Source organism: Vibrio cionasavignyae, assembly GCF_050337155.1.
In the GTDB taxonomy this organism is placed as follows: Bacteria; Pseudomonadota; Gammaproteobacteria; order Enterobacterales; family Vibrionaceae; genus Vibrio; species Vibrio nomapromontoriensis.
The window spans coordinates 86022-113006 of sequence record NZ_JAKJSR010000009.1 but is presented as its reverse complement, the minus strand read 5'-3'; the positions used below and the strand labels follow the sequence as shown (position 1 = coordinate 113006).

Sequence of the window (26985 nt, the reverse complement as noted above, 5' to 3'; positions counted from 1 at the left end):
CTAGGGGATGCAGTACTGGGTATTGTCCCATATCCACTCAGTAGATGTAATCACTCCCAGCAAATTATGACTTCGAATTAAAATGACAAGATACGGCCTTCGCGCTCGCGTTATAACTCTAACCCTAGCACCCACGCTCATTATTGGGCTTTTATTGAGTGCTTTTTTTTCTTATAACCGCTATCACGACCTTGAGTCTCAGGTACTCAATGCCGGAGCAAGCATTATTGAACCCTTAGCCATCGCCAGTGAACAGGGTGTCATGGCGCAAAGTCGCGAGTCCGTTCGGCGTCTCATTAGCTACGCTCATCGAAAGAATTCTAAGTTTGTTCGCAGTATTGCCGTCTTTGATGCCAATCACGAACTGTTCGTTACCTCGAACTTTCATCCTAATTTCAATTCGTTAATGCTGCCAAAAAATAAGCCTATCCCCTACCTAAGCTCTTCTGAGTTTCATGACAACACACTCATTTTACGGGCGCCTATATTGGCAGAAAGTCAATTAGTCTCAGACACGCGACAGCTGACTTCCACCAGTAAAACATTAGGCTACATCGCGATTGAACTCGATTTATCTTCACTGCGGCTACAACAATATCAAGAGGTCTTCTCAGCCATTTTAGTGCTTATTTTAGGACTAATTCTGTCTGGAATTTTCGCCTATCGACTCATGCATGATGTCACGCGCCCAATTTCTCATATGAAAAACATGGTCGACCGAATTCGTCGCGGTCACTTAGATGTACGAATTGAAGGAAAAATGCATGGTGAACTCGACTCACTAAAGAATGGTATCAATGCCATGGCCGTGTCACTGTCCGAATACCATGTTGAAATGCAGCACAGTATCGACCAAGCTACATCGGATCTTCGCGAAACATTAGAACAACTAGAGATCCAAAACGTCGAGCTTGATATTGCTAAAAAACGAGCACAAGAAGCCGCACGGGTGAAATCAGAGTTTCTTGCCAACATGTCCCATGAGCTAAGAACGCCACTCAATGGCGTGATTGGTTTCACCCGACAGATGCTAAAAACCCAGCTGTCTAACAGCCAAACCGACTACCTGCAAACCATTGAAAAATCAGCCAATAACCTTCTTAATATCATCAACGACATTTTGGACTTCTCTAAACTAGAAGCGGGTAAACTGGCACTCGAGAACATTCCATTTGAATTCCAAGATAGCCTAGAAGAAGTGGTGGCGCTACAAGCCACCAGTGCGCATGAGAAAGGTCTAGAACTGACGCTTAAAGTCGATGCTAAGGTGCCAAATGGACTGGTCGGCGACCCTATGCGTATTCAGCAAATTCTCACCAACTTAGTTGGTAACTCCATTAAGTTTACTGAGCGCGGCAACATTGATATCAGTGTCGAGTTAAAATCGCAAAAAGAAGATCGTGTAGAACTGCAATTTATGGTGCGAGATACAGGGATTGGTATTTCCGAAAGGCAACAAGCACAGCTCTTCCAAGCCTTCAGTCAGGCTGATGCTAGCATTTCTCGCCGCTATGGCGGAACGGGACTAGGATTGGTCATTACACAGAAATTAGTTGGTCAGATGGGTGGCGAAATCAGCCTCACCAGCCGCTTACACCAAGGCTCTACCTTCTGGTTTACCATCAGATTACATTCTACAGAAATCCCAATGATTGATCCTGTAGACCCAATGATTATTCATAATAAGCGTTTGCTGTTGGTGGAACCTAACATGCAAGCAGCCTCGGTATTGCAACAAAATCTCACCAACCAAGGGGTGATGGTCACCTATCGTTCGACACTACCTGAACGACTTGAAGCCTTCGACTACATTATTTTGTGCTTACCTACCAATGAAGAAATTCCACTCACCACCATTGAGAGTTGGATTAAGCACTGCAAGAGCTCTACCTCTAACATCATTATCGGTACCGCTAGCACTCAATTGGCGCTGTCAGATTACCTAATGCAAACCCATGAAGTGCAGTGTTTAACGAAGCCGCTTGCCCGTAAGCGTCTGATGCAAGCGTTAGTAGATAAACAGCCCGTCAATCCGGTGCTGCCTGTCTTCTATGAGTCGACGGAAAAACGCCCTCTCAATGTCATGGCGGTGGATGACAACCCAGCCAACCTCAAATTGATTACCGCGCTGCTATCAGAACGCGTGGAAACCGTCGTCTCTTGTTCTAGTGGCCAACAATCGGTAGAGAAAGCTCAAGCGCAACATTTTGATATTGTTCTGATGGACATTCAAATGCCGCATATGGACGGCGTCACGGCCTGTAAGCTTATTAAAGAGACGAGCCTAAACAGTGCAACGCCCGTTGTCGCCGTCACCGCCCACGCAATGAGTGGAGAGCGCGATCGATTAATTTCTGAAGGTATGGACGACTATCTCACCAAGCCTATTGATGAAATGGCACTTCAGCAAATTCTTAATAAATGGATCCCGCCACGCACACTCGAGCATGATGCCATCCTTGACTTCGTTACCCCTGAGTCACAGAAAGCGCACCTGCCATCACCTGCGATAGATAACGCGGTAGTAACACCAATCAACACAGCAAAAGATGTCGTCATCGACTGGCCAGAAGCTCTGAAGCAAGCGGCAAATAAGGACGATCTCGCCGTCGATATGCTGCAAATGCTCATTGAGTTCATACCAGAAGTGCAACGTCTCGCTGAGCAAATTCTTGACGAAGCATTTTCAGACAAAGAAGAGGTGATTCATTTAATTCACAAGCTTCATGGCAGTTGCTCATACAGTGGCGTTCCAAGACTTAAATCAATCTGTGCGACCATAGAAAAAACTCTACGCTCGGGCGGTGCTATTGAATCGATTGAACCTGAATTGTTTGAACTGCAAGATGAGATGGAAAAAGTACTGGAAACCTCAAAGCTCTACCTCAATAAAAGCTAGCACTGAGGCTCGGTTGCGAATACAAAATAAAATTCGTATTGCTATAATTGGCCGAATAATAAAATAGAAAAGGCGCGAGGCAGTATTCACTGCGTCGCGCCTTTTTATTTTCAATCAACTTGCTTGGGGCAATTTGCTTTGGGCAATCATCCCCCAACAAATGCTAACCAGCGAAATGACTACCGCTCTATTATCACAGTAGCAACGGCATAGTGCCGCTCATCAGATATGGTCAGGTGGATTGACGTCGCACCCATTGCAGCGGCGATTTCCGCGGCTTTGTTCGTTAACGTCAGTAACGGTTTACCATTTTCATCGTTGGCAATGGTAAAGTCTTGAAAACTAACACCATGAGCAATGCCCGTACCAAGCGCTTTTGACGCGGCTTCTTTGGCTGCAAAACGCTTAGCAAGAAAGCGGCCTTTTTGTTTCAGCGAACTAAAAGTCACCCACTCCTCTGGAGTTAAGATTCGCTTTGCAAATGCCTCACCAGAGCGAACCAGTGACTTTTCAATTCGCTCTATCTCTGCGATGTCCGTGCCTAAACCCAAAATTGCCATACGACGTTACACCTAACTATCTTGCGAACTCATAGTACCAACGCTCGACGGATTAACCGCGTCGCGCCGCTTCCATTATCGCTTTCATATCGGCTACCGCTTTATGAAGACCGTCAAATACCGCTCGACCGATAATAGCGTGACCAATGTTCAGTTCATAAATTTCTGGTAGTGCCGCGATTGGAGCGACATTGTGGTAAGTCAAACCATGGCCAGCGTTAACGGTAATACCTAAGTCAGAAGCATAGCTCGCACCAGCGGCAATCTTCTTTAATTCATCTTGTTGATCTTCTTCCGTTTCCGCATCAGCGTAATGACCCGTGTGAAGCTCAATAAAAGGAGCACCAGCTGCTTTTGACGCATCAATTTGTTCTCTATCCGCATCAATAAACAACGACACCTTAATACCCGCCGCCGTCAATTTTGCCGTCGCCGCTTTAATTTTCTCTAGCTGGCCTTTAACGTCTAAACCACCTTCCGTCGTCAGTTCTTCACGCTTTTCCGGCACAAGACAAACGAACTCAGGCTTAGTTTTTAGAGCAATCTCAACCATTTCATCCGTCACCGCCATCTCTAGGTTCATACGGGTTTGTAGCGTTTCGCTCAGAATACGGACATCGCGGTCAAGGATATGACGGCGATCTTCACGTAAATGAACCGTAATGCCATCCGCACCAGCACGCTCAGCTATTTCTGCCGCGTGCACCGGATCTGGATATTTAGTGCCACGTGCATTACGTAGTGTCGCGATGTGGTCAATGTTGATGCCTAAAAGAATAGAACTCATGTATTAATACTCCATCATCAGAGCTGTTTTGGCTTAATACGAAACAACTCTCTGCTTTTTAACGGTTTTGAGCCAAGATACGGCTTTAATGCCATACGTGTAAAGCGTTTTGCCGCTTGTAATTGGGTTTTATTAGTAAAACGTCGTTCACTTATCGCAATCAACTCCTCTCCCATAAAAGTGAGGTTGTCTCGACGCACACTGGCGATGAAACCTTTTTGTTCACGATAACGATAAGTCATGGTTGGATCGATAGGCTCGCCTGTACCCGCACAATGTAGAAAGTCGACGCCATATCCCATTGCCGAAAGTAAAGCGAGTTCAAAACGTCGCAATGCCGGCTCGGGATTACTATATTGAGCAAGTTCTGTTAAAGCTTGAAGATAATCATGAAATAAAGCGGGAAAAGGGATTTCACTGGCGAGAACACGAGCAATAAGCTCATTTACATACATTGCCGAATAAAGGCTAATACCAGTAAGAGGCAAACCTAAGCTAATAGGTTCTGCTTGGCGTAAGGTTTTTAAGGACCCACCACCCGACCATTTGAGTAACAGAGGTGTGAAAGGCTGAAGCGCTCCTTTGAGATTAGAGCGCTTACTGCGAGCTCCCTTCGACAATAATGACACGCGGCCATACTCTTCACTGAAGACATCAAGGATTAAACTTGATTCACTGTATGGTCTGCGATGTAAAACGAAACAGCGTTGTAACCCTTCCATATCATCACATCTTGTCAAATTGCCGAAAGTCGCGCGTTTATTATTTGTTTTCTAAGTCGTCGATGTAACCTAATGAACGCAGTGCACGCTCATCATCAGCCCAACCCGACTTCACTTTGACCCAAGTCTCTAAGTACACTTTACGGCCAAACAGCTCTTCCATATCAAGGCGAGCTTCACGACCAATCGTTTTGATCTTATCTCCGCCTTTACCAATCACCATTTTCTTTTGACCAGTACGTTCAACAAGAATAAGCGCGTTGATGTGGAAACCATCGGTTTCTGGATTGTAGTCAAACCTTTCAACTTCCACAGTCACAGAGTAAGGCAGCTCTTCACCAGTAAAGCGCATCAATTTTTCACGGATAATCTCAGACGCCATAAAGCGTTGTGAGCGGTCGGTCACGTATTCTTCAGGGAAGTGATGCACCGCTTTAGGTAAATAACTACGAACGTGTTTACGAATCACATCGGTGTTTTTACCTTGCTTGGCAGAAATTGGCACCACATCCACAAACTCCATTTTCTTCGAGAGTTCTTGCATGTGCATCATGACGTCGTTGCGATCTTTTACATTATCTACTTTGTTAATGCACAGAACGACAGGGAAGTCTGATTTCTTCAGCTTATTTAGTACCATTTCATCGTCAGCAGTCCATTGCGTACCATCAACAAGGAACAACACTAGGTTCACATCACTCAAAGAGCTGTTAGCCGCGCGGTTCATCAAGCGGTTAATCGCGCGCTTCTCTTCGATATGAAGCCCAGGAGTATCCACGTAAATCGCTTGATAATCTCCTTCCGTCTCAACACCCATAATACGGTGGCGAGTCGTTTGAGGCTTACGAGAGGTGATCGATATTTTTTGCCCCAGAATATGGTTCAATAGTGTCGATTTACCTACGTTTGGACGACCAACAATGGCGATGAAACCACAGTGCTGGTTTTCTGGATTCGTTACTTCTTCTGCTGGAGAAGAAAAGTACGCATCGATATCAAATTCTTTATCAGACATTGGTCACTTTCTCTAATGCCATCTCGGCAGCCGCTTGTTCTGCCTTGCGGCGGCTAGTACCTAGACCAACAACAGGCTTATCCAAGCCCATCACTTCACATGAAACCGTAAACTCTTGGTTGTGAGCTTCACCTTTTATATTAGTCACAGTATAGACGGGCAGAGGTTTTCTGCGCCCTTGCAAAAACTCCTGGAGACGAGTTTTTGGGTCTTTCTGCGATACGCCGGGTTCAATCGCATCAAGGCGGCTTTTATACCACCCCAATACTACCTCACGTACTTTTTCAACATCGCTGTCTAAGTAAATGGCACCAATAATGGCCTCAACTGCATCAGCAAGAATTGAATCACGTCTAAAACCACCGCTCTTCAACTCACCTGGACCTAATTTTAAGTAATCTCCCAAACCGAATTCGCGCCCAAGTTCTGCAAGAGTGTGACCCCTTACTAACGTGGCACGCATGCGGCTCATGTCCCCTTCATTAATTTTAGGGAAGCGATGATAAAGATCGTCAGCGACGACAAAACTTAAAATTGAATCGCCCAAAAACTCGAGTCGTTCATTGTGCGTTCCATTGGCACTACGATGTGTCAGTGCCAATGCCAAGCGCTCGCTATCATTAAATTGATAGGCGAGCTTTTTTTCTAATCGTTCAATAGGAGAATTCATGCTCTCTCGTTCAGTTAATTCCACCGATGCGATTCAATCTCACACCAGTTGGGATCCATGCAGGCAAAAAGCTGTCTGCACTACGTTCAAATTCAAAACTAATCCATATTGCTACAGCTTTACCCACTAAGTTAGCTTCTGGTACAAAGCCCCAATAACGGCTATCAGCACTATTATCGCGGTTGTCACCCATCACAAAATAATGGCCTTCTGGTACCACCCATTCATTAATGCCGTTACGTGGCTGATACTGATCAACACGGTCACGACGCAATGGGTTAACCAATACTTGGTGTTCAACATCCCCTAGTTTTTCATCCATTTGAATCAATGGAATACCGTTTTGTACAAACGGGCTATCTACTACATTAGATAACTTAACGGGTTTGCATTCTGATGTACCCTTAGTTTGAATACAGATGTCCTTGCTTGCGCTGTAGCGCACCATATCACCCGGTAAACCCACTACACGTTTAATATAGTCAATATTGGGCTGAGGCGGATATTTGAATACAATTGAATCGCCGCGTTCAGGCTTACCCACGTCGACTAATTGTGTACGCCAAACCGGATCTTTCAATCCATAGGCATATTTTTCCACCAAGATAAAATCACCGACCAATAAGGTTGGCATCATCGAACCCGATGGAATTTGAAAGGGTTCATAAATAAAGGAGCGTAAGACTAATACAAACGCAATAACCGGAAAAATCGACACACTGTTCTCAACAAACCACGATGGTGCCGTCGCTTTTTGAGCAACCTCATCATCAATTTGGTTGGCTTGTGCTTGGATATCTGCCAGTTTTTGCTGTCGTTTCTTTCTCAGTACGAGTTTATCTAAAACCCAAACTACACCTGTCACCAGTGTCACGATGACTAGGATTAGTGAGAACGTATTAGCCATTAAATTCCCTTAATTTCGTATCTTCAAAAATAACGAAAGTGAAAGCCCTTTTCAGAGCTTCCACTTTACTTGTTCTTGCACTTAGCAATGAGCTTAATCTTTGCCTACATGCAGAATCGCAAGGAACGCTTCTTGAGGCAGTTCAACATTACCGATCTGCTTCATACGCTTCTTACCTTCTTTCTGTTTCTTCAACAGCTTCTTCTTACGACTCACGTCACCACCGTAACACTTCGCAATTACGTTTTTACGCAGTTGTTTCACGGTAGAACGAGCGATGATGTGGTTACCAATTGCCGCTTGAATCGCAATATCAAACATTTGGCGAGGAATAAACTCTTTCATCTTCTCAACAAGCAGACGGCCACGGCTTTGCGCTTGATCTTTGTGAGTAATGATAGCCAATGCATCAACCGTATCACCGTTGAGTAATACGTCCACACGAACCATGTTCGATGCTTCAAAGCGTTGGAAGTTATAATCCAGTGACGCATAACCACGAGATGTTGACTTCAAACGGTCGAAGAAGTCGAGAACAACTTCAGCCATAGGAATATCGTAAGTCACGGCGACTTGGTTACCGTGATACACCATATCAACCTGCATGCCACGCTTTTCGACACACAAAGTAATCACGTTACCTAGGTAGTCTGAAGGAACCAAAATATTACAACGTGCGATTGGTTCACGCATTTCTTCAATATCGTTGGTCGCTGGCAGCTTAGCCGGACTATCTACATACAACGTCTTACCATCGGTTTTTTCTACTTCGTAGACCACGGTTGGTGCTGTCGTAATTAGGTCAAGATCATATTCACGCTCAAGTCGCTCTTGGATGATCTCCATGTGAAGCATACCCAAGAAGCCACAACGGAAACCAAAGCCTAATGCTGCTGAGCTTTCTGGCTCATAAAATAGCGATGCGTCATTTAGGCTAAGCTTACCTAGTGCATCACGGAAATTCTCATAATCATCAGATGATACAGGGAAAAGACCCGCATACACCTGAGGCTTCACTTTTTGGAAACCAGGTAGCGCCGTTTCGCTGCCGTGTTTTGCCGTTGTTAGCGTATCACCAACAGGCGCACCAAGAATATCTTTAATACCACAAACCACCCAGCCTACTTCGCCAGTGTTTAGCTCTGTCGTATCGATCTGTTTTGGAGTGAAGATACCTAAACGGTCTACCCCCCAAACCTGTCCGGTGCTCATGACTTTAATCTTGTCATTTTTCTTCAGCTTACCGTTTTTAATACGAACCAAAGAAACGACACCTAGATAGTTATCAAACCAAGAGTCGATGATCAAAGCTTGCAATGGTGCCTCAGGGTCGCCTTCTGGCGCGGGAATTGATGCAACGATCTCTTCTAGAACGGCATCCACACCTAAACCTGTTTTCGCGGAACAGCGCACGGCTTCTAATGCATCAATACCAACAATCTCTTCGATTTCTTCAGCAACACGCTCTGGTTCTGCTGCAGGCAAATCGATCTTGTTCAGGATTGGCACTACCTCAAGATCCATCTCAATCGCAGTATAGCAGTTAGCCAGTGTCTGAGCTTCTACACCTTGACCAGCATCGACAACCAATAGCGCGCCTTCACAAGCAGCTAGGGAACGAGATACTTCATAAGAGAAGTCTACGTGTCCTGGGGTGTCGATGAAGTTGAGCTGATAGGTTTCCCCATCGTTCGCTGTATAGTCAAGAGTAACACTCTGAGCTTTGATGGTAATACCGCGCTCGCGCTCAAGGTCCATAGAATCTAGAACTTGAGCTGCCATTTCACGGTCACTTAAGCCGCCACAAACTTGAATGAGACGGTCTGACAACGTTGACTTACCGTGGTCAATGTGGGCGATAATCGAAAAGTTACGAATGTGCTTCATAGATTTGATGTGGCTTAACTCTAAAAATGGGAAGTATAAAACGCCTGTTTGGTCACAGCGTTTCAATTTAGTTGGCAGATTCTACCCAATTTCTGTACGGTTCGCACCTTATTTAGACAATGGACTGCCCGAGTATGCGGATCAAGACAACCTCTTGGCTCGACGTTTGCTCGACGGAGTGAATGAATTTACGGGCAAGAAGAAAACCAATAAATGAGAACCCAGCCGCGGAAAGAATCACAACACCTTCGCCAGCCTCGAATAAAGGAGCGAGCCAAAGTTGCCCTAGACCTGCGCCCATAAACAAAAAAAACAACGGAAGTAAGTACACCAGTGCCGCAGATTGAAGCAGACTTTTCTCTGGAAAGCCTATTTCCACTACATCCCCTGATTGCACTTTTTCGTCAGTCAGTAAATTCCAAATGAGCGCTTTACTGCCTACAGCTTTACTTACGATACCCGTTCCACAACTACTTTTTGAGGCACACGAACTGCAACTGGTCTGCTGCTCGCAGCTTAATTGTATCTGTAGTTGATGCCCCTGCTTTTCAACAGAGGTCACCGTAGCAAGCGCCGTCATCATGGCGTTGTATTCGCATCAAGAGTAGGGGGTAGTGTTTGTTTAACAGGATTTAGCTTCACTGACTGCGCGATTCTTTGCGCTGTTGCTGGCGGAATATCCCCCACTACCGATATTTGTCTATCGCCACTCACGACACTATGCACCGTTCGGCGACCTTGACGAATAAGATCACCTTTCAGCGAGTGATTATCGCGTTCAGAAACATAGACCGAGAAGCTAAACAACCCATCGGTAAACATTTGGCTTTCAACAATATTTTCTGTTGAAAACATACGATAGCGATTGAGATCTTTCGGCTTAAATCCAGCGGGTACCCAACCGACTTGCCAGTATGTTGCTTCGATATTACCTTTTGGTAAAGAAAGCACGGCCGGTAGTTGAACCTTTTCTAACGCACTCAACATTTCTGCGATACGGTCATTCACAGAATATGAAATCACTCGAAATTGCTCGAGAATTTCACCATCTCGATCCAATAAGTCCGCTCGAAGAGGCAACTTACTCGCCTCATCAACCCACAATACATAGGAATATCTCAGCCCATCTTTAGGGACGATACGAAAGACTTGCGTTGCCGCGCCCGCTTCTCGAGCTCGTCCCACTCGCACGTAATCGTAGAACTCACTCAATTGGGTAATATTACCGTTAAGTAACGGCATTAATGGCGCCACCATTTTCCCTGATTCAATGGTAAAAGGATCAACGCCCGGTTCGATATAGCTCACCTCACTACCGCGGCGGATAACCTCTCGCACGGGCCCACTCAAGTACACCAAATGTGCAAATTGCTGAGTTTCAAAGGTGGCATGGCGATAGAGCAGCGGTTCGATGCTATTCTTCTTAATCAGGATGTAAGACAGTTCATAATTCAACTGCTGACTTGCGTCACTCATTTGATGCAACAAAGCCTCCGCAGAAGCTTCTTCTGCAAAGGCTTTAGCACCAAATAAACTGAACAGCAGTAAAGAACTGGTCAGAAATTTTTTCATTCAATTACCGATTCTGTTTCAACACTCAACGAGCTCTGATGATCACTATTTAATCTTAATTGTAGCTCATAGTCTTGCAGCAATGCGTTGACTCGACGGCGCTGCTCTTGAACATTAGCCGTATCGCTGCTGGTTTTAGCAACGGAGTCTCGTGTTAAGCTTACTGGCTCAGCGCTGCCTGCAAAAGGAATGGTCTGCAATACAGGAAGCTGGTCCGCTTCTGGCTGAGCGGCATCTTGACCCGAATACTGCTGTACACCCAGTATCACCGCCATAGACACACAAGCTGCCACGGCCACTTGACCAAACTGACTAAGCCATGCCGGCAGTTGACGCTTAGCTTGCGCTGGAGTGGGTTGCGATTCAATCGGCGTCGCAACACCAACCTGATCAGCAGTCACTGAAGACGGAGCCTGCGAATACGTCGGCTCGGCTTCTAGCGCTATCGCGACACTTTCAGCAATATTCCAATCTAAACTTTTCGGCTCATCGCCTCGCATGACGTCACCAATTAAATGGTAGTTCTGCCATGCTTCTTTGCTTTCCAAATCATTTTCAAACGCTTCAATAAGCGCCTCATCGATCTGGTCTCCATCCATGAATGCTGAAAGCTTTTGTTTATCAGCCATTATATTCACCATAAGTTGATACTGGTTTTAGCGTTGAAGAAGAGGCTTAATCTTCTTCTCTACTGCTTCACGAGCACGGAAGATACGCGAACGTACCGTTCCCACTGGACAATCCATTACTTCTGCGATTTCTTCATAACTTAACCCATCGAGTTCTCGTAGGGTCATCGCAGTCTTAAGGTCTTCTGGTAACGCTTCAATTGCAGCAAATACCGTTCGCTTCAATTCATTCGACAACGTTAAGTTCTCAGGGTTCGAAATTTCTTTCAACGCATTACCAGATTCATAAAACTCTGCATCTTCTGCATCCACATCTGTCGCTGGCGGTCTTCTGCTCTGCGCAACGATATGGTTTTTGGCTGTATTTACTGCGATGCGATACAACCACGTATAAAAGGCACTTTCACCTCGAAACGTTGGGATCGCTCTATACGCCTTAATAAATGCTTCTTGGGCAATATCTGCGACATCACCAGAGTTGCTCACGTATCGTGATATGAGATTGCAAACCTTGTTTTGATAACGCAAAACTAACAGGTTAAATGCTTGTTTATCTCCACTTTGAACGCGCTCAATCAGCACCTGATCGGTTGGCTGCTCGTTCATTCGAGCGTTCACTCCTATTCGTTCTTACCCTTACCTTCTCAGATATGAGTATTAATAATGCATATTGTAGTCTTGACACCACCGCTAACATGAGCACTATTGTGACTCTATGAAAAAGAGAAAGTTCAAAACTTTCTGCGTTTTTTTGTGATGAATCATTCACAATGTAATTTGGCGTCGACTACAATGTTGTCAATTTACAAGAATGGATTACTTAGCTCATTAACACAATCGATTTTTCAGCGTGTTATCGCCAAGTAATCCTTGTTGAAAGTGCCCCTCGCCAGCTGTTTTACACAGCTCCCTATCGCGCACTTTTTATCTAAGTAGGGTATCGTTACGCTACTGTAGGTTAGGATTTTAATAGAATTATGAACACAAACCGAGAGCATCTTTGTGATGTTTTAGTCATAGGAAGTGGCGCAGCAGGTCTATCACTCGCACTAAGAGTCGCGGAGCGCGCTAAGGTTATCGTTTTAAGTAAAGGCCCTCGTAGTGAAGGGGCCACTTATTATGCCCAAGGTGGCATCGCGGCCGTTTTTGATGAATCTGATAGCATCGAATCACATGTTAATGATACCAATATTGCTGGTGCTGGGCTGTGCGAAGAAGAAACCGTTCAGTTTATTGCAGAGAATGCCAAAGAATGCGTTCAATGGTTGATCGACGGCGGCGTTCCCTTTGACCAAGTCGAAACCGATAAAGATGAACAACCTCGCTACCACCTTACTCGTGAAGGTGGACACAGCCACCGCCGGATTTTGCACGCAGCCGACGCTACTGGTATGGCAATGCAAACCACTTTGCAAGATAACGTACACAGCCATCCTAACATTGAGATCTTTGAGCGCTACAATGCGCTCGACCTCATCGTGGACGAAAGCAATGACCATGCGGATAACAATGTCGTTGGGGCGTATATCTGGAACCGCAATGAAGAACATGTAGAAACCGTACGTGCAAAATTTGTGGTACTGGCAACAGGTGGGGCGTCAAAAGTGTATCAATACACATCCAACCCTGACGTATCATCAGGTGACGGTATCGCTATGGCTTGGCGCGCTGGATGTCGAGTCGCTAACCTAGAGTTTAACCAATTCCACCCCACTTGCCTGTTCCACCCAGAAGCGCGTAACTTCTTGCTCACCGAAGCTCTGCGTGGCGAAGGCGCTTACCTGAAGCGTCCAGATGGCACGCGCTTTATGCCTGACTTCGACGAACGAGAAGAACTAGCCCCACGCGATGTAGTGGCTCGTGCTATCGACTTTGAAATGAAACGTCTCGGTGCTGATTGCATGTACTTAGACATCAGTCATAAGCCTGAAGACTTTATTATTAAGCACTTTCCAACCATTCATATGCGCTTGCAGGATTTGGGCATAGACATGACCAAAGAGCCTATCCCTATTGTTCCAGCAGCACATTACACGTGCGGCGGAGTGATGGTGAACCAAGCGGGCCGTACCGATATAGAGCAACTCTACGCCATTGGTGAGGTTAGTTATACTGGTCTTCACGGGGCCAATAGAATGGCATCCAACTCGCTATTAGAGTGTGTGGTCTATGCTTGGTCTGCCGCGCAAGATATCTTGACCAAACTAGACGACGTGTCATTGCCAGGAGCGCTTCCACAATGGGATGAGAGCCAAGTAAGTTGCTCTGACGAAGAAGTCATTATCCAACACAACTGGCACGAGCTGCGCCTATTTATGTGGGATTATATGGGTATTGTTCGCACAGATAAACGCTTAGAGCGTGCATTGCGTCGAATTCAATTACTGCAACAAGAAACGCATGACTACTACAGTAACTTTAAGGTTTCCAATAACTTACTTGAGTTGAGAAACCTATTACAAGTAGCAGAGTTAATGGTTCGCTGTGCAATGCAACGTAAAGAGAGTCGAGGCCTTCACTACACGCTAGACTACCCTGATATGCTGGAAGTCAGCAAACCGACCATACTAACACCAAGTGATGATTCAACTAGCTAGTACTACCACAGCAAAAATCGGGCGATGTATGTACGAATAAACCGCTCTTGAGAATACACACTACCTCATCAAAAAGCAGTCTATTCACTTTCTGGGAATGGACTGCTTTTTTATTACGACCAATAAATGACGATAAGCGGACTCGTTGCTACTATCTCGCCACAAAATATGCCGCTTACCGCTTTGTTCACGAACCGCAATGCACCATTCGCTGAAAACGAGAGTGAATGAGGGAGAACACAATGGCGTGCCATTGTAGTGCCATTGCTTCTCTTTCATCATAAGTACACCGTTGATTGGTGGATAAAGATAGCAAGATCTAAAACACGACCCAACAATATAAACCATAACGGCAAGGGGTAACGATGTCAGTATCAAAGCAGCCAATAGCAGGGCATGACAGATAAGGTTAGCCACATAGGCATGAAAAGAAAAAGAAGCATGTAGGTAAGCGTGCTCAAGACTACGCTTACCTAATTCATTAGGATGAGTGGTAATATTCTTTTGAATAACAGACTGAATTATCGAACTTTACTCAGGTTATGCGCAACAATTTTGTCCACCATTGACGCGTGACCTAAATTCTCACTGCGCCCATGCCCCATGATCCAGGTAAATAGATCCGGATCTTGACACTCCAACAAAGATACGAAGTCATTTTGCTCTTGCCCCGTTAAGGTATCAAAGCACTCCTCAAAGAACGGCATAACCACAACATCAAGCTCTAGCATACCTCGTCGGCAAGCCCATTTTATCCGTGCTTTTTGTTCATTAGAGTACATTGCATTCTCCATCTACTACTTAATTTGAGCTGAGTGTAACAAGCCTGTTTCGCACTAACCACTGCTGACATCACACAAACTCTACTTCTATCACAACAAATCGTGCAACAACATTCAGCTGACAAATCCAGCTCAGCGCATTAACATATTCATTATGATATCTAAAGAGACCTCTAATTATGGATTGGCAACCTAACACTCAGTCATTCAACGATACTCCTTCTAAGGCACTGCCTGAATTAGTTTTAGCGTTACTCCCATCTTGGGGAGCGATCGACATGGTCGGAGCGGATAAAAAAGCCTACTTACAAGGACAAGTGACGTGCGATGTTGTCACCCTTGCAGAAGAGGAATCCACACTTGGGGCACATTGCGATGCCAAAGGAAAAGTGTGGAGTATTTTTCGCCTTTGTCATACGCACAATGGCTATACCATGATTCAACCACGCTCAGTGATTGCAAAAGAGCAGGCAGAACTTAGCAAATATGCGGTCTTTTCAAAGGTAGACATCACGATAAGTGACAATAGCATTGCGGGTATTATTGGTGCGCAAAGTCATGCCTTTGTGACTTCTCTCTTCCCGACAAAGGGTGACGTACGAACAACAGAATCGGCAACCGCTATCAAAATCAGTGATGATCGTTGGATGATTGTTGCGCCTAATGCTTGGCTACAAGAGCATCTTAATGATGACGCCCTCACTTGGAGTGATGAATCACTTTGGACTCGACTCGATATTGAGCAAGGATTACCGACTTTAACCCCTGAGTTGCAGAACCAACATATTCCGCAAGCCTTTAATTTGCAGGCCATCGGTGGTATCAGCTTTAAAAAGGGATGCTATACGGGGCAAGAAACTGTCGCTAGAGCAAAGTATCGCGGTATCAACAAGCGCATGTTAATGACACTGTCTGGTGTCCTTTCAACAAAACTGTCAGGATCTGACAACGTTGTCGTTGAGCGCTCTGTTGGGGAGAACTGGAGAAAAGCGGGTGATACGCTTGCTTACTATCAGTTTTCTGATGGTACGACTGTTGTTTCCGCAATCTTACCCAACAATTTGGATGCGGATACCGAGTTTCGAGTAACGTCGTCGCTTGAAGATCGACTCATTCCCATCGCACTCCCTTACTCAATTGATGACGAGTAGTCATGCTTTCAACGCCAATTACCCGCTACTTGCAGCAACGTAACATCCCCTTTCAACTGCTGATGCAAGGTAAAGAAGCTGCTTCGATTCAAGAAGCAGCTCACCTACGCGGCATCAAAACCGAGATAATGGTCAAAGCTATTGTATTACGGGATATGGGAGGGCAATACGCTTTAGCTTGCTGCCCAGGGAATGAATCTATTGACCCTAAAAAGGTTCGTCATACCCTTGCGACTCGTCGTATGACTTGTGTATCTAGTGAAGACGTAGAGTCCATTACAGGTGCTACTATCGGAACGGTGACCCCGCTCATGCTGCGCACTTCAATGCCTATTCTTTTTGATACTCGCTTAAAACAACATCGTATGGTGACGATAAGCAGCGGCGACAAGAGCGCAGGACTTTTATTATCCTTAAACGATTTAGCTCAATGTTGTTTACCTCTATGGGGAGACATCTGCCGATAGCACAAACCTACAAACTTTACGACCGACTCTTACCTAACTTAGCTCGTTAATTAATGCAAACCACTGTCACTCTGCAACTACTCAATGAGATGCAGATCAAATTACCACCACAAACAAAATGAAATATTACTCAACATATAAGCATAAATAGTCACATCCAATTTTTTAGGGTATGGTAGTTCCTGACATCAACGAGCAACTCCGCTACGTTGTTGTCCACACTAGAGTGACGCTCTGCGTAAGCAGTAACTCCCTTTTGTGTAATGCATCTGTGACATTTGGCCCGCTGAGCGGGCTTTTTTTTACTCATGATAACGGTTCTCCCCCCCATCTTCCTGCTGGTTTGTAACACCGTATGTCCAACTGAAAACTTTTTGAGGTTTCTCTGGTCTATATAAATAAGACTCATATTTAGTAGCAAAATACACCAATATAAAGTTCCGAAAATAATGCATTTAGATTCATAGTACTGTCACATTAGGAAGCTTAAATAGCCCTCGTTTTTCAACGTGAGCTACTCTCTGATTTTAACGGAATCTACTGTCTAAATAATTTTTTGCGCTACGTATCACGAGATACTTTGTCACTCGTAATGAAATTGATAAACGCAGCACAAAACGATGAATTTACTGAGTTAAATCCTCGTAAACACTGGTTAATCACACATTATATGAAGGGTTTTATCTATAATCCTTCGTGCTAGGTAAACGATAAGGAAGAGTAAATGAGACTGTTTAAGCGCTATACACCAAGTATGATTGCTAAACACATAAGTCGACTATTTAAAGGGCGAATTTATATCCATGGATTGGGTGGTTTTGAGTTTGATAACGGTAAACTCATCATTCCTGCGCAAGCTGAAAAACGTCACTTCACCGCAGTAAAAGAAGTCAATCAAGAGATTAAAAGGCTAAGATGCGCCTACGCTTGATTATCAAAAATGACTTAGTGAAAAGGTAGGCTTTAAATCAGTTTTTGCACACGACAGAGACAAAAAAGAGGGCTTTATGCCCTCTTTAAAATTCTAACAGCATCACTCACAATTAGCTGCTTTGTTGAACGGGTGACTTAGCTAATTCAGGCAAACGCCCTTTCATTCCCAACGCGCGGCTCATGATTTCTTGTTTTGCTCCAGGTAATTGCCCCACCAGCCTCATTCCTAGACTGCGAACCATTTTTTTAGCTGGGTTATCACCATCAAATAGGTCTTTGAAGCCCTGCATCGCCGCAATCATTTTAGCAGCCTCTGCTTTTCGCCAGCGTTCAAACTCTCTTAGATGACGCTTACGTCCAATATCTTTCCCTGCTTTCCATAGCTTAATAAGCTCTTCGGATAGACTTGCTGCATCTAAAAGACCAAGATTGACGCCTTGACCAGCCAGCGGATGAATCGTATGAGCTGCGTCTCCAATCAAAGCCACTCGCTCAGTCACAAAATCTCGTGCATAGCGCATTTTTAAAGGAAAGACTCGACGTTCAGAGGTTAAGTGACAAAGCCCAAGTCGGCCATCAAATTCTGCCGTAATGGCTTTGTTAAATTCAATCTCCGACATTTTTGCCAACCTCTCCGCTCTTACTGGATCCGTCGACCACACCACGGAACACAGTTTGCGGTCATCGAGAGGCAGAAACGCTAAAGGACCTTGCGGGGTGAAGACTTGACGCGCCACACCGTCGTGATAATCATCGACTTTGATATTGGCAACTAAAGCGCTATGTCCATAGTCCCAATGCGTCAATGGTATCCCTTGCTGCTCTCTTACCCAAGAGTTCGCTCCATCAGCACCCACGACTAATTTACTTGTTAGTGCCATGCCGTTGTCGAGCGTCATCCAAACCTCACTCTCACCAACCGCCATAGACTGGCAACGGTTTGGCATAAAGAAGGTGACGTTGCTCTGTTGCTCAACTTGAGCTAACAATGCCGTTTGAATAATGTGATTTTCTACAATGTGACCAAGGTTAGGTTGAGAAAACTGGCTAGCTGAAAATTCAATACGAGCAAAACTGTCTTGCTCCCACACTTCCATTGCCTGATAAGCGGCGCAACGATGTCTTTCTATCGCATCCCACGCCCCTAAATTTTTTAAGATGGTCTCACTCGCGCGGCTTAACGCAGAAACACGAATATCCGGCTCGTCTGGTATGGATTTAGAAGGCATATTCCCTTCTATCACGGCAATACGAAGATCGGTATCCTTCAGAGATCGCGCTAACGCTAGACCGACCATTCCACCACCAATAATGGCTAAATCATAACTTTGCATAATGTTGTACTACCTGTTCACCACGCCGAGCGCACGATTAAAAAGCGGAGATTTCAACAGCGGGAAAGTATCCAATACTCCCAACCCCACGTTTCGTCCCACTCGAAATGCGAATAAATCATTGGAAAAAATTTGTACAAGAGTTGATGTCATCGCAATCGTAGTTGACCGATCTTGCTCGCGCTGCGTTTGGAATCTAATAAGATTAGCGTAATCCCCGACATCTTTCGTATTCCCAAGCAGCAAATCCACCAGAGTCGCAATATCGCGAATCCCTAGATTAAAGCCTTGACCCGCAATTGGGTGCAACGTTTGCGCAGCATTGCCCACGGCGGCAAAGCGATGGGTGGTAATACGCTCTCGATGACGAAGTAGCAGCGGGTAACTCGCAATGCTGCCAACTTTGGTAAATTGCCCTAAACGCCAACCAAAAGCTTGCTGTAATTCACCTAAAAACTCAGCTTGAGGCAAGTTCAAAATACGCTGAGCCTCCGCAGGGGGTAAACACCAAACCAACGAACTCCGCCCTTGGCTCATTGGCAATAATGCTAATGGTCCGTTTGCGGTAAAACGTTCGAATGCACGACCTTGGTGAAGTTCACTGGTCACAACATTGGCGATAATCGCAGTTTGGTTAAAATCGAAGCTTTGCTGCGTTAAGCCAACTGACTGGCAACTCACTGACTCCGCGCCATCCGCAGCTACAATTAGCTTCGTTTCTAGTTGTACGCTCTCTCCGTCATTTGACGATAGAGTCACGGTTGCCGAATCCGTCCTACGCTCAATGTATTGCACCGAGTAAGGGCAAAATAATTCAATATGATGCTGCTGTGATAAATGCTGACTAAATCGACGCCCGACTTCCGCCAACTCGACCACGTATCCCATCGCTTCTAACCCTTCTTTATCGGCATAGAAGTCCGTCATTCCTGCATGACCACGATCGGAAACATGAATGTGGGTGATCGGCGTAGCATGATCTTCAATAAGCGACCACAAATGGAATTGCTTTAAAATAGCCACCGTGCCATAGGAAAGCGCAATCGAGCGCGCATCAAAACCAGGATGAGCTTTATGATCAGGCTGATAGGGTTCTACGACAGCTATTTTTAACGACTGATTGCTTCCTTGGTTTAGCGCCATAGCTAAGGTAGCCCCTGCCATAGCGCCACCAGCAATCACAATATCATACAGTCTCGACACGAAGTGTTCTCTTTAAGTGTTAGCGATTGATTAGTGATGATTGATTAGTGAATCGTTGGAGTATCAGCCTGCTTGGTCGGTTTAATACCAAACTCAGCATGTATGATTAATACGCATGCTTTAACATGTTCGATCACTTGCTCAAACAGTTGGGCTTGCTCTTCTAGGTCATCATCTTCATCAACACCCAGCTTGGCAATTTCTTCCAGATCACCAAGTGCTTCTTTACTCTGCTCTGATGCCTGCGCTAACTTAGTGCTAATTAAACCCAACCCAGAAATAAAGTGGTTCACCCATTCGCTCAAGCCATCGGCTTTTTCTACTAATGTCGCATCCACCGCATCATCGGGGATGAATAAAGAAACTTCAAAGCTCTCATTGTCTGTTAATTCGCTAATTGAATGCGTTAGTAAGGTTTTCGCCGTCGCAATAGCAGACTGTGGCCAGCCCATTCCGTCATTCGTATAATCAAACAATAGTGGCTGCCAGCTATCATCGTTGAGTCCCAGACCACCACTCAACATCCCAACTAATAGGCCATGCAGTTCTGCAGGGCTAACAGCAAGGCTAGCCTGCTGTAATTCAGTCGCAACGGTAATATAATTTGGTAGTGTGGTATCTGTCATAGTGGCTCTCATTCTATTCTTTTCTGACTTTCCAGCAGACGATGGTTTGAACAAATCGTTGACTGGAAGCGCTTTGGTATTGGTTGGTCATGCTATCACTTCCCATCGCAAGCGAAAACGGCATTTGCCTCGTTTCTGGATAGCTTTTGTGCGAATTGTCGATTTCGTGTGTGATTAAACACGCATTTGGCATTGAGTCACTAGAAAAGCTTGAATCTTAATGGCCGTTTACCTATAGTTTCCTCCTCAGATTACCTTTGTTGGTGATAACAAAAAGAGTTCTTGTCATTATGGAAAATCAAGCAGTCGAAGTGGAAATATTAGGTAAATTGACTCGGGTAAATTGCCCTGCAGGTCAAGAAGAAACCTTGATCCAAGCGGCAAAAGATCTTGATGACCGATTGCAAGAAATGACTCAGCGGACAAAAGTAACGAATGAGCTAAAATTGCTCACGATCGCCGCTTTGAATATGTCTTACGAGCTGAATACAAAAAGTGATGAGGTGCAACAAAATACCTCTCAACTTACCGAGCGAATGGAACAGCTCGCCGCATCACTTGATGATGCTATTAATAATGTAAGGCAAGGACAGCGAAACTAATTTACCCTGGAGTGTGCGTCAGAGGATTTAAGTCCCTGAGCCGATAAGCAATCCTTAAGGGTTAGTATTTGGGCACTATTGAGCAAGCTCGGCTCGTACCGAGAAGCCTACGGTTACCTTTGCTGATCCGCCTTGAACCAGCAGGTTCAAGGGCCACAATCTTCAACGGCACTTTGGGGTATTCCTTATGTCTGTCAATACTAGACAACGTATTCGCACTGACATCCGACATCTTCGTCGGGCAATAACAGCAAGTCAGCAAACTGACTACGCTTTTCAACTCGCCGAACAATGCCAGTCCTTACCTGAACTCACACGAGCTAAGCACGTTGCACTCTATTTAGCCACTGATGGTGAGCTTGATACGCAACCTCTCATTGACGATCTATGGCGACAAGGCATCAATACCTACTTACCAGTAATTCACCCCTTCTCCAAAGGCCAGCTACTTTTTTTACGTTACCATGCCGATACTCCCTTAGTGGCTAATCAATATCGAATTTTGGAACCACAGCTTGATCAACGCATGATATGCCCAGTTAGACAATTGGATATTATCTTTACTCCGCTTGTCGCGTTTGATAAACAAGGGCAACGACTTGGTATGGGTGGTGGCTATTATGATCGAACTCTAGCACCATGGCGGTTTTCCGGCCAAGGTCCTAATGCCATCGGGCTTGCCCACAATTGCCAACAAGTTTCAGCGCTGCCTAGCGAATCTTGGGATGTTCCCCTTGCCACTATCATTACGCCTGAACAAACCTGGCGTTGGTAGCCCTTCACTCGCGATAAAAATTAAAATCACCACGCCTTATCGCTAGGGTATAACTAAGGCCACTGGAGCAACCGATTGCTAAATGTCACTAATTTTGGCTTAACACTCGGTTTTAAGCGCCAATTTCGTTCATTTTGATATATACTTCGCCGGCGTTTTCACCCTAACTTTCTAACTGGGATTTCAACCATGACTCAAGACGAGATGAAAAAAGCAGCTGGCTGGGCCGCTCTCAAGTACGTAGAAGAAGGCAGTATTGTTGGTGTTGGTACCGGCTCTACCGTTAATCACTTTATTGATGCGTTAGGCTCAATCAAAGATGACATCAAAGGCGCAGTCTCTAGTTCTATCGCATCAACAGAAAAACTTGAAGCATTAGGCATTGAAGTTTTTGAATGCAATGATGTGTCTATACTTGATGTTTATGTCGACGGTGCGGATGAAATAAACCCATCTCGAGACATGATCAAAGGCGGTGGCGCGGCACTGACTCGTGAAAAAATTGTTGCTGCAATCTCGAAAAAATTCATTTGTATTGTTGATGGCACTAAAGCCGTTGATGTACTGGGCGAATTCCCACTTCCAGTTGAAGTGATTCCGATGGCTCGCTCATACGTAGCCCGAGAGCTCGTTAAATTAGGCGGTGACCCTGCATACCGCGAAGGCGTCGTCACAGATAATGGTAACGTGATTCTTGATGTATACGGCATGAAGATCACCGATCCAAAAGCAATGGAAGACAAAATTAACGCGCTTGCTGGCGTAGTGACAGTAGGCCTATTTGCTCACCGTGGCGCAGATGTTGTGATTACTGGTACGCCAGAAGGCGCAAAAATCGAAGACTAGTTCTTTTTACGTCATTTGATTACAAACGGCACGCCTTAGTGCCGTTTTCTCTCCTTAACTATAAGAAAATTATTCCTTATTCCGTAATTTTCTTACCCAAGTCGAAAATTTTTTGTTACTTTATTGCTTAGAAGACGCACAAGGAAAACGTTTGCCTCAGCAGTAAGAAGCTCCTCCTTGAAATTCTCGCTGTCAACTGTGCGCCGCGATTGCCCCATTTCCATTTTAAGGACGAGTTAAATGGCCAAAGTTTCACTGAATAAAGATAAAATTAAAATCCTCCTGCTTGAAGGGTTACACCCATCTTCAGTCGAAGTATTGCAAGCTGCTGGATACACAAACATCACTTATCACAAAGGTTCACTACCTGAAGAAGAACTGATTGAAGCGGTTAAAGACGCACACTTCATCGGCATTCGTTCACGTACAAACCTTTCTGAAGAAGTCATTAATGCCGCAGAAAAATTAGTCGCAATTGGCTGTTTCTGTATTGGTACCAACCAAGTCGATCTAAACGCTGCTGCTAAGCGTGGCGTTCCTGTTTTTAACGCACCATTCTCAAATACACGAAGTGTGGCAGAGCTAGTACTGGGTCAAATCCTTTTACTTCTTCGTGGCATTCCTGAGAAAAACGCGCTAGCTCACCGTGGTATATGGAAGAAGAGTGCCGATAACTCGAACGAAGCGCGTGGTAAACGTCTTGGTATCATTGGCTATGGTCATATTGGCACGCAACTCGGTATTATTGCCGAGAACCTTGGTATGCGTGTCTATTTCTATGATATTGAAAACAAACTGTCTCTGGGTAATGCCACACAAATCCATAATATGACAGAGCTATTAAACAAGTGTGACGTGATTTCATTGCATGTCCCAGAAACACCTGAAACGAAAAACATGATGGGCGAAGCTGAATTTGCTCGCATGAAGCCAGGCTCTATTTTTATCAACGCGGCTCGTGGCACGGTTGTGGATATCCCAGCGCTTTGCGCGACGCTCGAAACGGGTCACCTTTCCGGTGCTGCTATCGATGTATTCCCTGAAGAACCAAAAACCAATGCTGACCCATTCGAATCACCATTGATGAAGTTCGACAACGTGATTCTAACGCCTCACGTAGGGGGCTCGACACAAGAAGCTCAAGAAAATATTGGTGTGGAAGTGGCTGGAAAACTGGCTAAGTACTCTGACAATGGCTCAACACTGTCTAGCGTTAACTTCCCTGAAGTATCACTGCCAGAACACCGTGAATGTTCTCGACTGCTGCATATTCACCAAAACCGCCCTGGTATTCTTACGCAAATCAATACCATCTTTGCGAAGGAAGGCATTAACATTGCAGGCCAATACCTACAAACAGCCTCGGATATTGGTTATGTAGTTATTGATGTGGAAACTGCACGCTCAGAAGAAGCATTAGAGCAACTGAAGCTCATTGAAGGTACGCTGCGCGCGCGAATTTTACATTAATTCTCTGCTGTAGGTATGACCTTCAACGTATCGCTTTCAAATAAAAATGCCCTTGCAAAGCAAGGGCATTTTTTAGTTCGATAACTTGTACACCACATCCACTCTATCACGGATAGTAATCACCGAATCTTGATAGCTGTTAGATTCAGGTTGACTGTCCATCATCATACTTCTCATCACGACAGGCTGATTTTGCGGCTGTTTATAGGTAATTTGCCACACTTTCCCAAGCTTTTGCTCAAACCCTTGCGCTAATGACTGGGCTTTTTTCTGTGCATCTTGGATAGCCGCAGTCCGTGCTTTCGCTTGATACTGACTTTCGTCTTTCACTTTTAAACGAATATTGTCAACTTGGTTAATCCCAGATGCTAATGCCGAATCTAAATAATCATTAAGCCTTTCTATATCCATGACCTGAACGGTCACCGTTCTCGATGCTCGATATCCAACTAACTCAGGCTGACCTTTATCAGGGTATTGATATTGGGGGGTAAGATACAAATTTGAGCTTTTAATATCCTCTTTGCTTACACCCGCACTCGCCAGTTTCGCCAAAAAGGTATCGACAACTGAATCTACACCTTCTTTCGCTTGATCGGCATTGAGTTGTGACTGAACCACTCTAACGGAAAACTCCGCCATATCAGGCGTTGCTTCTATTTGCCCATACCCTGTTGTCACAATATGGGGAAAGTCTACCTGGCTTGCAACACTTGGCAGCGCAATAAAACTGGCGGCTAGAGCACAAAGCGTCAATGTTGATTTCATTATCTGTTTCCTCATCTAAGCAAAGATCGATTACTCAATGTTAGGCAAAATAATAACGTATGAGTTCCATCAAATGATAACCCTGACAAAACAATGACGTTATCGATAAACGTGTGGTTTGCTGACGATTTAAAAACACAGCGCCCGCTCCCCCTTACTGTGGCAAATACGCATGGGCGTAATGAGTAATGGCATCCGATAATTCACCAAGCACACCGCTTTCCAGCTGCCAATGATGCCAGTAGATACGATGTGACAGCTCAATATTAGGTGTCAGTTCAACTAGAGCCCCGCTGGCTAACTCATCCTCTATTTGCAGTCTCGGAATCAAACAGTAAGCCACACCGGCGACCGCGAGCTTAACAAAGGCTTCTGAACTCCGCACTGTATGCTTAAGAATACTGCCAGGCATAATACTAAAGTGTTTATTAACAAAGTGTTGGTGCATTTTATCATGCTGATCAAAGGCCACAGCAGGCGCTTTTATCAACGCCTCGCGATTAACACCGTGATTAAAGTAACGCTTAATAAAACTTGGACTGGCCACACAAAGGTAGTCAACTCGGCCTAAATAATCCGCCACGCAACCCGGAATCGATTGTGGCTCTAAACTGATGGCTCCAACCACTTCGCCATTTTTAAGCTTTTCAATTGTCCGTCCCTCATCATCAACAATAAGATCCAGCTCAATACGTTTAGACTCAATTAAAGGAAATAGACTAGGTAATAACCACGTCGCTAAGCTATCGGCGTTGGTTGCCAATGAAACTGATAAGGGTTTATCACTAAACTCCGATGTCAGCTCTGGCACCAACTCTTGCTCTAATAAACACACACGACGATAAAGTCCAAGTAACTTTTTACCTACGGCGGTAGGGCGTGGTGGCTGCTCTCGCACTAAAACAGGCTGTGCGAGCCATTTTTCGAGTTGCTTAACTCGCTGAGACACGGCAGACTGAGAAATGTAAAGGTGCTCTGCCGCCTTTTCAAAACTCCTTTGTTCAACAATCGCATCTAATGCTTCTATCCATTTGTAGTCAAGACCGCGCATCCTCTCTCCATTAGGCTTTCTTATAAAGCATAAATATTATTAATTTAACTAATGATAGTAAAATCCGTATTCTCACGCTCTCTTTAATTGTTCAACTAGGAAATAAAAGTGAATTTTTGGGTACTTCTTCAAGGTTTTGGGTTAGGTGCAACCATGATTATTCCAATCGGCGCTCAAAATGCCTATGTATTAAATCAAGGGATTAAACGTAATCATCACCTGACAACCGCCACGGTCTGTAGCCTCTTAGATACCACCTTTATTTCTCTGGGTATCTTTGGCGGAGGAGCGATTTTATCTCAAAATGAAATGCTACTTACCATGGTGACCCTGGGGGGAATCCTATTCTTAGTGGGTTACGGCATGCTGTCATTACGTAGTGCATTTAAACAACCCGCAAGCAGTGAGTCTAACGGAGAAGTATTGGCCAGAGGCAAGAGAACCGTTATTCTCGGTGCGCTTGCCGTCACTGTATTAAACCCCCATCTCTATCTTGATACCGTGGTAATTTTAGGCTCTATTGGTGGTCAATTTGAAGGAAGTGACAGAATTGCATTTGCTATTGGTACCGTTCTGGCTTCATTCGTTTGGTTTTATTCGCTGTCTATAGGCGCAGCAAAACTTGGCCCTACGCTATCAAAACCAAAAGTAAAAAAGAGCATCGACCTAGCAGTGGCTACGATGATGTTTACTATTGCTGCAATGCTGACAAAAGGGCTCATGGCGTAACTT

28 protein-coding genes and 1 other RNA gene are annotated in these 26985 nt (G+C 44.9%); 11 read left to right on the top strand and 18 right to left on the bottom strand.

Annotation, left to right across the window (positions count from 1 at the left end; translation table 11 throughout):
- Nucleotides 1-82: 82 nt before the first annotated feature.
- On the top strand, nucleotides 83-2899 hold the full coding sequence (barA, locus tag L4D74_RS01195) for a two-component sensor histidine kinase BarA (RefSeq protein ID WP_428750347.1): 2817 nt from the start codon (nucleotides 83-85) through the stop codon (nucleotides 2897-2899).
- Between the two features lie 179 nt (nucleotides 2900-3078).
- Here the strand turns inward: barA and acpS are convergent, their stop codons facing one another.
- From acpS to rpoE, 11 genes are all read right to left on the bottom strand, one after another.
- Complete coding sequence (gene acpS, locus L4D74_RS01190; RefSeq protein WP_428750346.1) at nucleotides 3079-3459, bottom strand: holo-ACP synthase; 381 nt, start codon at nucleotides 3457-3459, stop codon at nucleotides 3079-3081.
- A 52-nt stretch (nucleotides 3460-3511) separates the two neighbouring features.
- Entirely contained in the window at nucleotides 3512-4246 is a 735-nt protein-coding gene (pdxJ, locus tag L4D74_RS01185) for a pyridoxine 5'-phosphate synthase (RefSeq protein ID WP_265673615.1), read from the bottom strand.
- Between the two features lie 17 nt (nucleotides 4247-4263).
- Entirely contained in the window at nucleotides 4264-4968 is a 705-nt protein-coding gene (recO, locus tag L4D74_RS01180) for a DNA repair protein RecO (protein WP_428750345.1), read from the bottom strand.
- Nucleotides 4969-5008: 40 nt separating this feature from the next.
- On the bottom strand, nucleotides 5009-5983 hold the full coding sequence (gene era / locus L4D74_RS01175) for a GTPase Era (protein ID WP_428750344.1): 975 nt from the start codon (nucleotides 5981-5983) through the stop codon (nucleotides 5009-5011).
- Nucleotides 5976-6653, bottom strand: coding sequence for a ribonuclease III (gene rnc / locus L4D74_RS01170; RefSeq protein WP_265673612.1), 678 nt, complete (start codon nucleotides 6651-6653; stop codon nucleotides 5976-5978). Before rnc ends, era begins: the two co-directional genes overlap by 8 nt.
- Before the next feature lie 10 nt (nucleotides 6654-6663).
- Nucleotides 6664-7560 (bottom strand): signal peptidase I, encoded by an 897-nt coding sequence (lepB, locus tag L4D74_RS01165; protein ID WP_428750343.1) that lies wholly within the window; start codon nucleotides 7558-7560, stop codon nucleotides 6664-6666.
- Nucleotides 7561-7653: 93 nt separating this feature from the next.
- Nucleotides 7654-9447, bottom strand: a complete 1794-nt coding sequence (lepA, locus tag L4D74_RS01160; protein ID WP_265673610.1) for a translation elongation factor 4 — start codon at nucleotides 9445-9447, stop codon at nucleotides 7654-7656.
- A gap of 112 nt (nucleotides 9448-9559) precedes the next feature.
- Nucleotides 9560-10030, bottom strand: a complete 471-nt coding sequence (locus tag L4D74_RS01155) for a SoxR reducing system RseC family protein (protein WP_428750342.1) — start codon at nucleotides 10028-10030, stop codon at nucleotides 9560-9562.
- Nucleotides 10027-11019 carry a sigma-E factor regulatory protein RseB gene (gene rseB, locus L4D74_RS01150; protein ID WP_428750341.1) on the bottom strand — a complete coding sequence of 331 codons (993 nt, stop codon included), beginning with the start codon at nucleotides 11017-11019 and terminating at the stop codon, nucleotides 10027-10029. The genes L4D74_RS01155 and rseB overlap by 4 nt, the downstream gene beginning before the upstream one ends.
- On the bottom strand, nucleotides 11016-11648 hold the full coding sequence (locus L4D74_RS01145; RefSeq protein ID WP_428750340.1) for an RseA family anti-sigma factor: 633 nt from the start codon (nucleotides 11646-11648) through the stop codon (nucleotides 11016-11018). Before L4D74_RS01145 ends, rseB begins: the two co-directional genes overlap by 4 nt.
- Before the next feature lie 27 nt (nucleotides 11649-11675).
- Complete coding sequence (gene rpoE, locus L4D74_RS01140; protein ID WP_250615821.1) at nucleotides 11676-12254, bottom strand: RNA polymerase sigma factor RpoE; 579 nt, start codon at nucleotides 12252-12254, stop codon at nucleotides 11676-11678.
- 371 nt (nucleotides 12255-12625) lie between these two features.
- Here rpoE and nadB point away from each other — a divergent pair, with 371 nt between their 5' ends.
- Complete coding sequence (gene nadB / locus L4D74_RS01135) at nucleotides 12626-14245, top strand: L-aspartate oxidase (protein ID WP_428750339.1); 1620 nt, start codon at nucleotides 12626-12628, stop codon at nucleotides 14243-14245.
- 84 nt (nucleotides 14246-14329) lie between these two features.
- Here nadB and L4D74_RS01130 read toward each other — a convergent pair whose 3' ends face one another.
- Complete coding sequence (locus tag L4D74_RS01130; RefSeq protein ID WP_428750666.1) at nucleotides 14330-14743, bottom strand: protein YgfX; 414 nt, start codon at nucleotides 14741-14743, stop codon at nucleotides 14330-14332.
- Nucleotides 14744-14766: 23 nt separating this feature from the next.
- Complete coding sequence (locus tag L4D74_RS01125; RefSeq protein WP_428750338.1) at nucleotides 14767-15027, bottom strand: FAD assembly factor SdhE; 261 nt, start codon at nucleotides 15025-15027, stop codon at nucleotides 14767-14769.
- Between the two features lie 179 nt (nucleotides 15028-15206).
- Between L4D74_RS01125 and ygfZ the strand changes: the two genes are divergently transcribed.
- From ygfZ to L4D74_RS01110, 3 genes are all read left to right on the top strand, one after another.
- Nucleotides 15207-16178 (top strand): tRNA-modifying protein YgfZ, encoded by a 972-nt coding sequence (ygfZ, locus tag L4D74_RS01120; RefSeq protein WP_428750337.1) that lies wholly within the window; start codon nucleotides 15207-15209, stop codon nucleotides 16176-16178.
- Between the two features lie 2 nt (nucleotides 16179-16180).
- A complete protein-coding gene (locus L4D74_RS01115) occupies nucleotides 16181-16645 on the top strand; it encodes an aminoacyl-tRNA deacylase (protein WP_428750336.1) in 465 nt (154 codons plus the stop codon).
- A 724-nt stretch (nucleotides 16646-17369) separates the two neighbouring features.
- Nucleotides 17370-17576: a DUF1107 domain-containing protein gene (locus tag L4D74_RS01110; protein WP_250615826.1), complete on the top strand. Its 207-nt coding sequence runs from the start codon at nucleotides 17370-17372 to the stop codon at nucleotides 17574-17576.
- A gap of 112 nt (nucleotides 17577-17688) precedes the next feature.
- On the opposite strand, the gene L4D74_RS01105 is transcribed toward L4D74_RS01110, so the two are convergent.
- From L4D74_RS01105 to L4D74_RS01095, 3 genes are all read right to left on the bottom strand, one after another.
- On the bottom strand, nucleotides 17689-18915 hold the full coding sequence (locus L4D74_RS01105) for an FAD-dependent 2-octaprenylphenol hydroxylase (RefSeq protein WP_428750665.1): 1227 nt from the start codon (nucleotides 18913-18915) through the stop codon (nucleotides 17689-17691).
- Between the two features lie 6 nt (nucleotides 18916-18921).
- Nucleotides 18922-20076 (bottom strand): 2-octaprenyl-6-methoxyphenyl hydroxylase, encoded by a 1155-nt coding sequence (gene ubiH / locus L4D74_RS01100; RefSeq protein ID WP_428750664.1) that lies wholly within the window; start codon nucleotides 20074-20076, stop codon nucleotides 18922-18924.
- Nucleotides 20077-20159: 83 nt separating this feature from the next.
- Nucleotides 20160-20741 (bottom strand): YecA/YgfB family protein, encoded by a 582-nt coding sequence (locus L4D74_RS01095; protein WP_428750335.1) that lies wholly within the window; start codon nucleotides 20739-20741, stop codon nucleotides 20160-20162.
- Between the two features lie 290 nt (nucleotides 20742-21031).
- Between L4D74_RS01095 and L4D74_RS01090 the strand changes: the two genes are divergently transcribed.
- The 5 genes from L4D74_RS01090 to serA all read left to right on the top strand — a co-directional run bounded on the left by L4D74_RS01090 (nucleotide 21032) and on the right by serA (nucleotide 24434).
- Nucleotides 21032-21343: a cell division protein ZapA gene (locus tag L4D74_RS01090; protein ID WP_265673599.1), complete on the top strand. Its 312-nt coding sequence runs from the start codon at nucleotides 21032-21034 to the stop codon at nucleotides 21341-21343.
- A non-coding RNA gene (gene ssrS, locus L4D74_RS01085) (6S RNA) lies at nucleotides 21344-21527 on the top strand.
- Nucleotides 21528-21530: 3 nt separating this feature from the next.
- A complete protein-coding gene (locus L4D74_RS01080) occupies nucleotides 21531-22118 on the top strand; it encodes a 5-formyltetrahydrofolate cyclo-ligase (RefSeq protein WP_428750334.1) in 588 nt (195 codons plus the stop codon).
- Nucleotides 22119-22307: 189 nt separating this feature from the next.
- Entirely contained in the window at nucleotides 22308-22964 is a 657-nt protein-coding gene (gene rpiA, locus L4D74_RS01075; RefSeq protein WP_428750333.1) for a ribose-5-phosphate isomerase RpiA, read from the top strand.
- A 240-nt stretch (nucleotides 22965-23204) separates the two neighbouring features.
- Nucleotides 23205-24434, top strand: a complete 1230-nt coding sequence (gene serA / locus L4D74_RS01070) for a phosphoglycerate dehydrogenase (protein ID WP_428750332.1) — start codon at nucleotides 23205-23207, stop codon at nucleotides 24432-24434.
- A 72-nt stretch (nucleotides 24435-24506) separates the two neighbouring features.
- Here the strand turns inward: serA and L4D74_RS01065 are convergent, their stop codons facing one another.
- Nucleotides 24507-25202, bottom strand: coding sequence for an oxidative stress defense protein (locus tag L4D74_RS01065; protein ID WP_390902884.1), 696 nt, complete (start codon nucleotides 25200-25202; stop codon nucleotides 24507-24509).
- 154 nt (nucleotides 25203-25356) lie between these two features.
- A complete protein-coding gene (locus tag L4D74_RS01060; RefSeq protein WP_428750331.1) occupies nucleotides 25357-26253 on the bottom strand; it encodes a LysR family transcriptional regulator ArgP in 897 nt (298 codons plus the stop codon).
- A 108-nt stretch (nucleotides 26254-26361) separates the two neighbouring features.
- Here L4D74_RS01060 and L4D74_RS01055 point away from each other — a divergent pair, with 108 nt between their 5' ends.
- The gene (locus L4D74_RS01055; protein ID WP_428750330.1) at nucleotides 26362-26982 is read left to right on the top strand and encodes a LysE/ArgO family amino acid transporter; all 621 of its coding nucleotides are present in this window, start codon (nucleotides 26362-26364) and stop codon (nucleotides 26980-26982) included.
- Nucleotides 26983-26985: the final 3 nt, after the last annotated feature.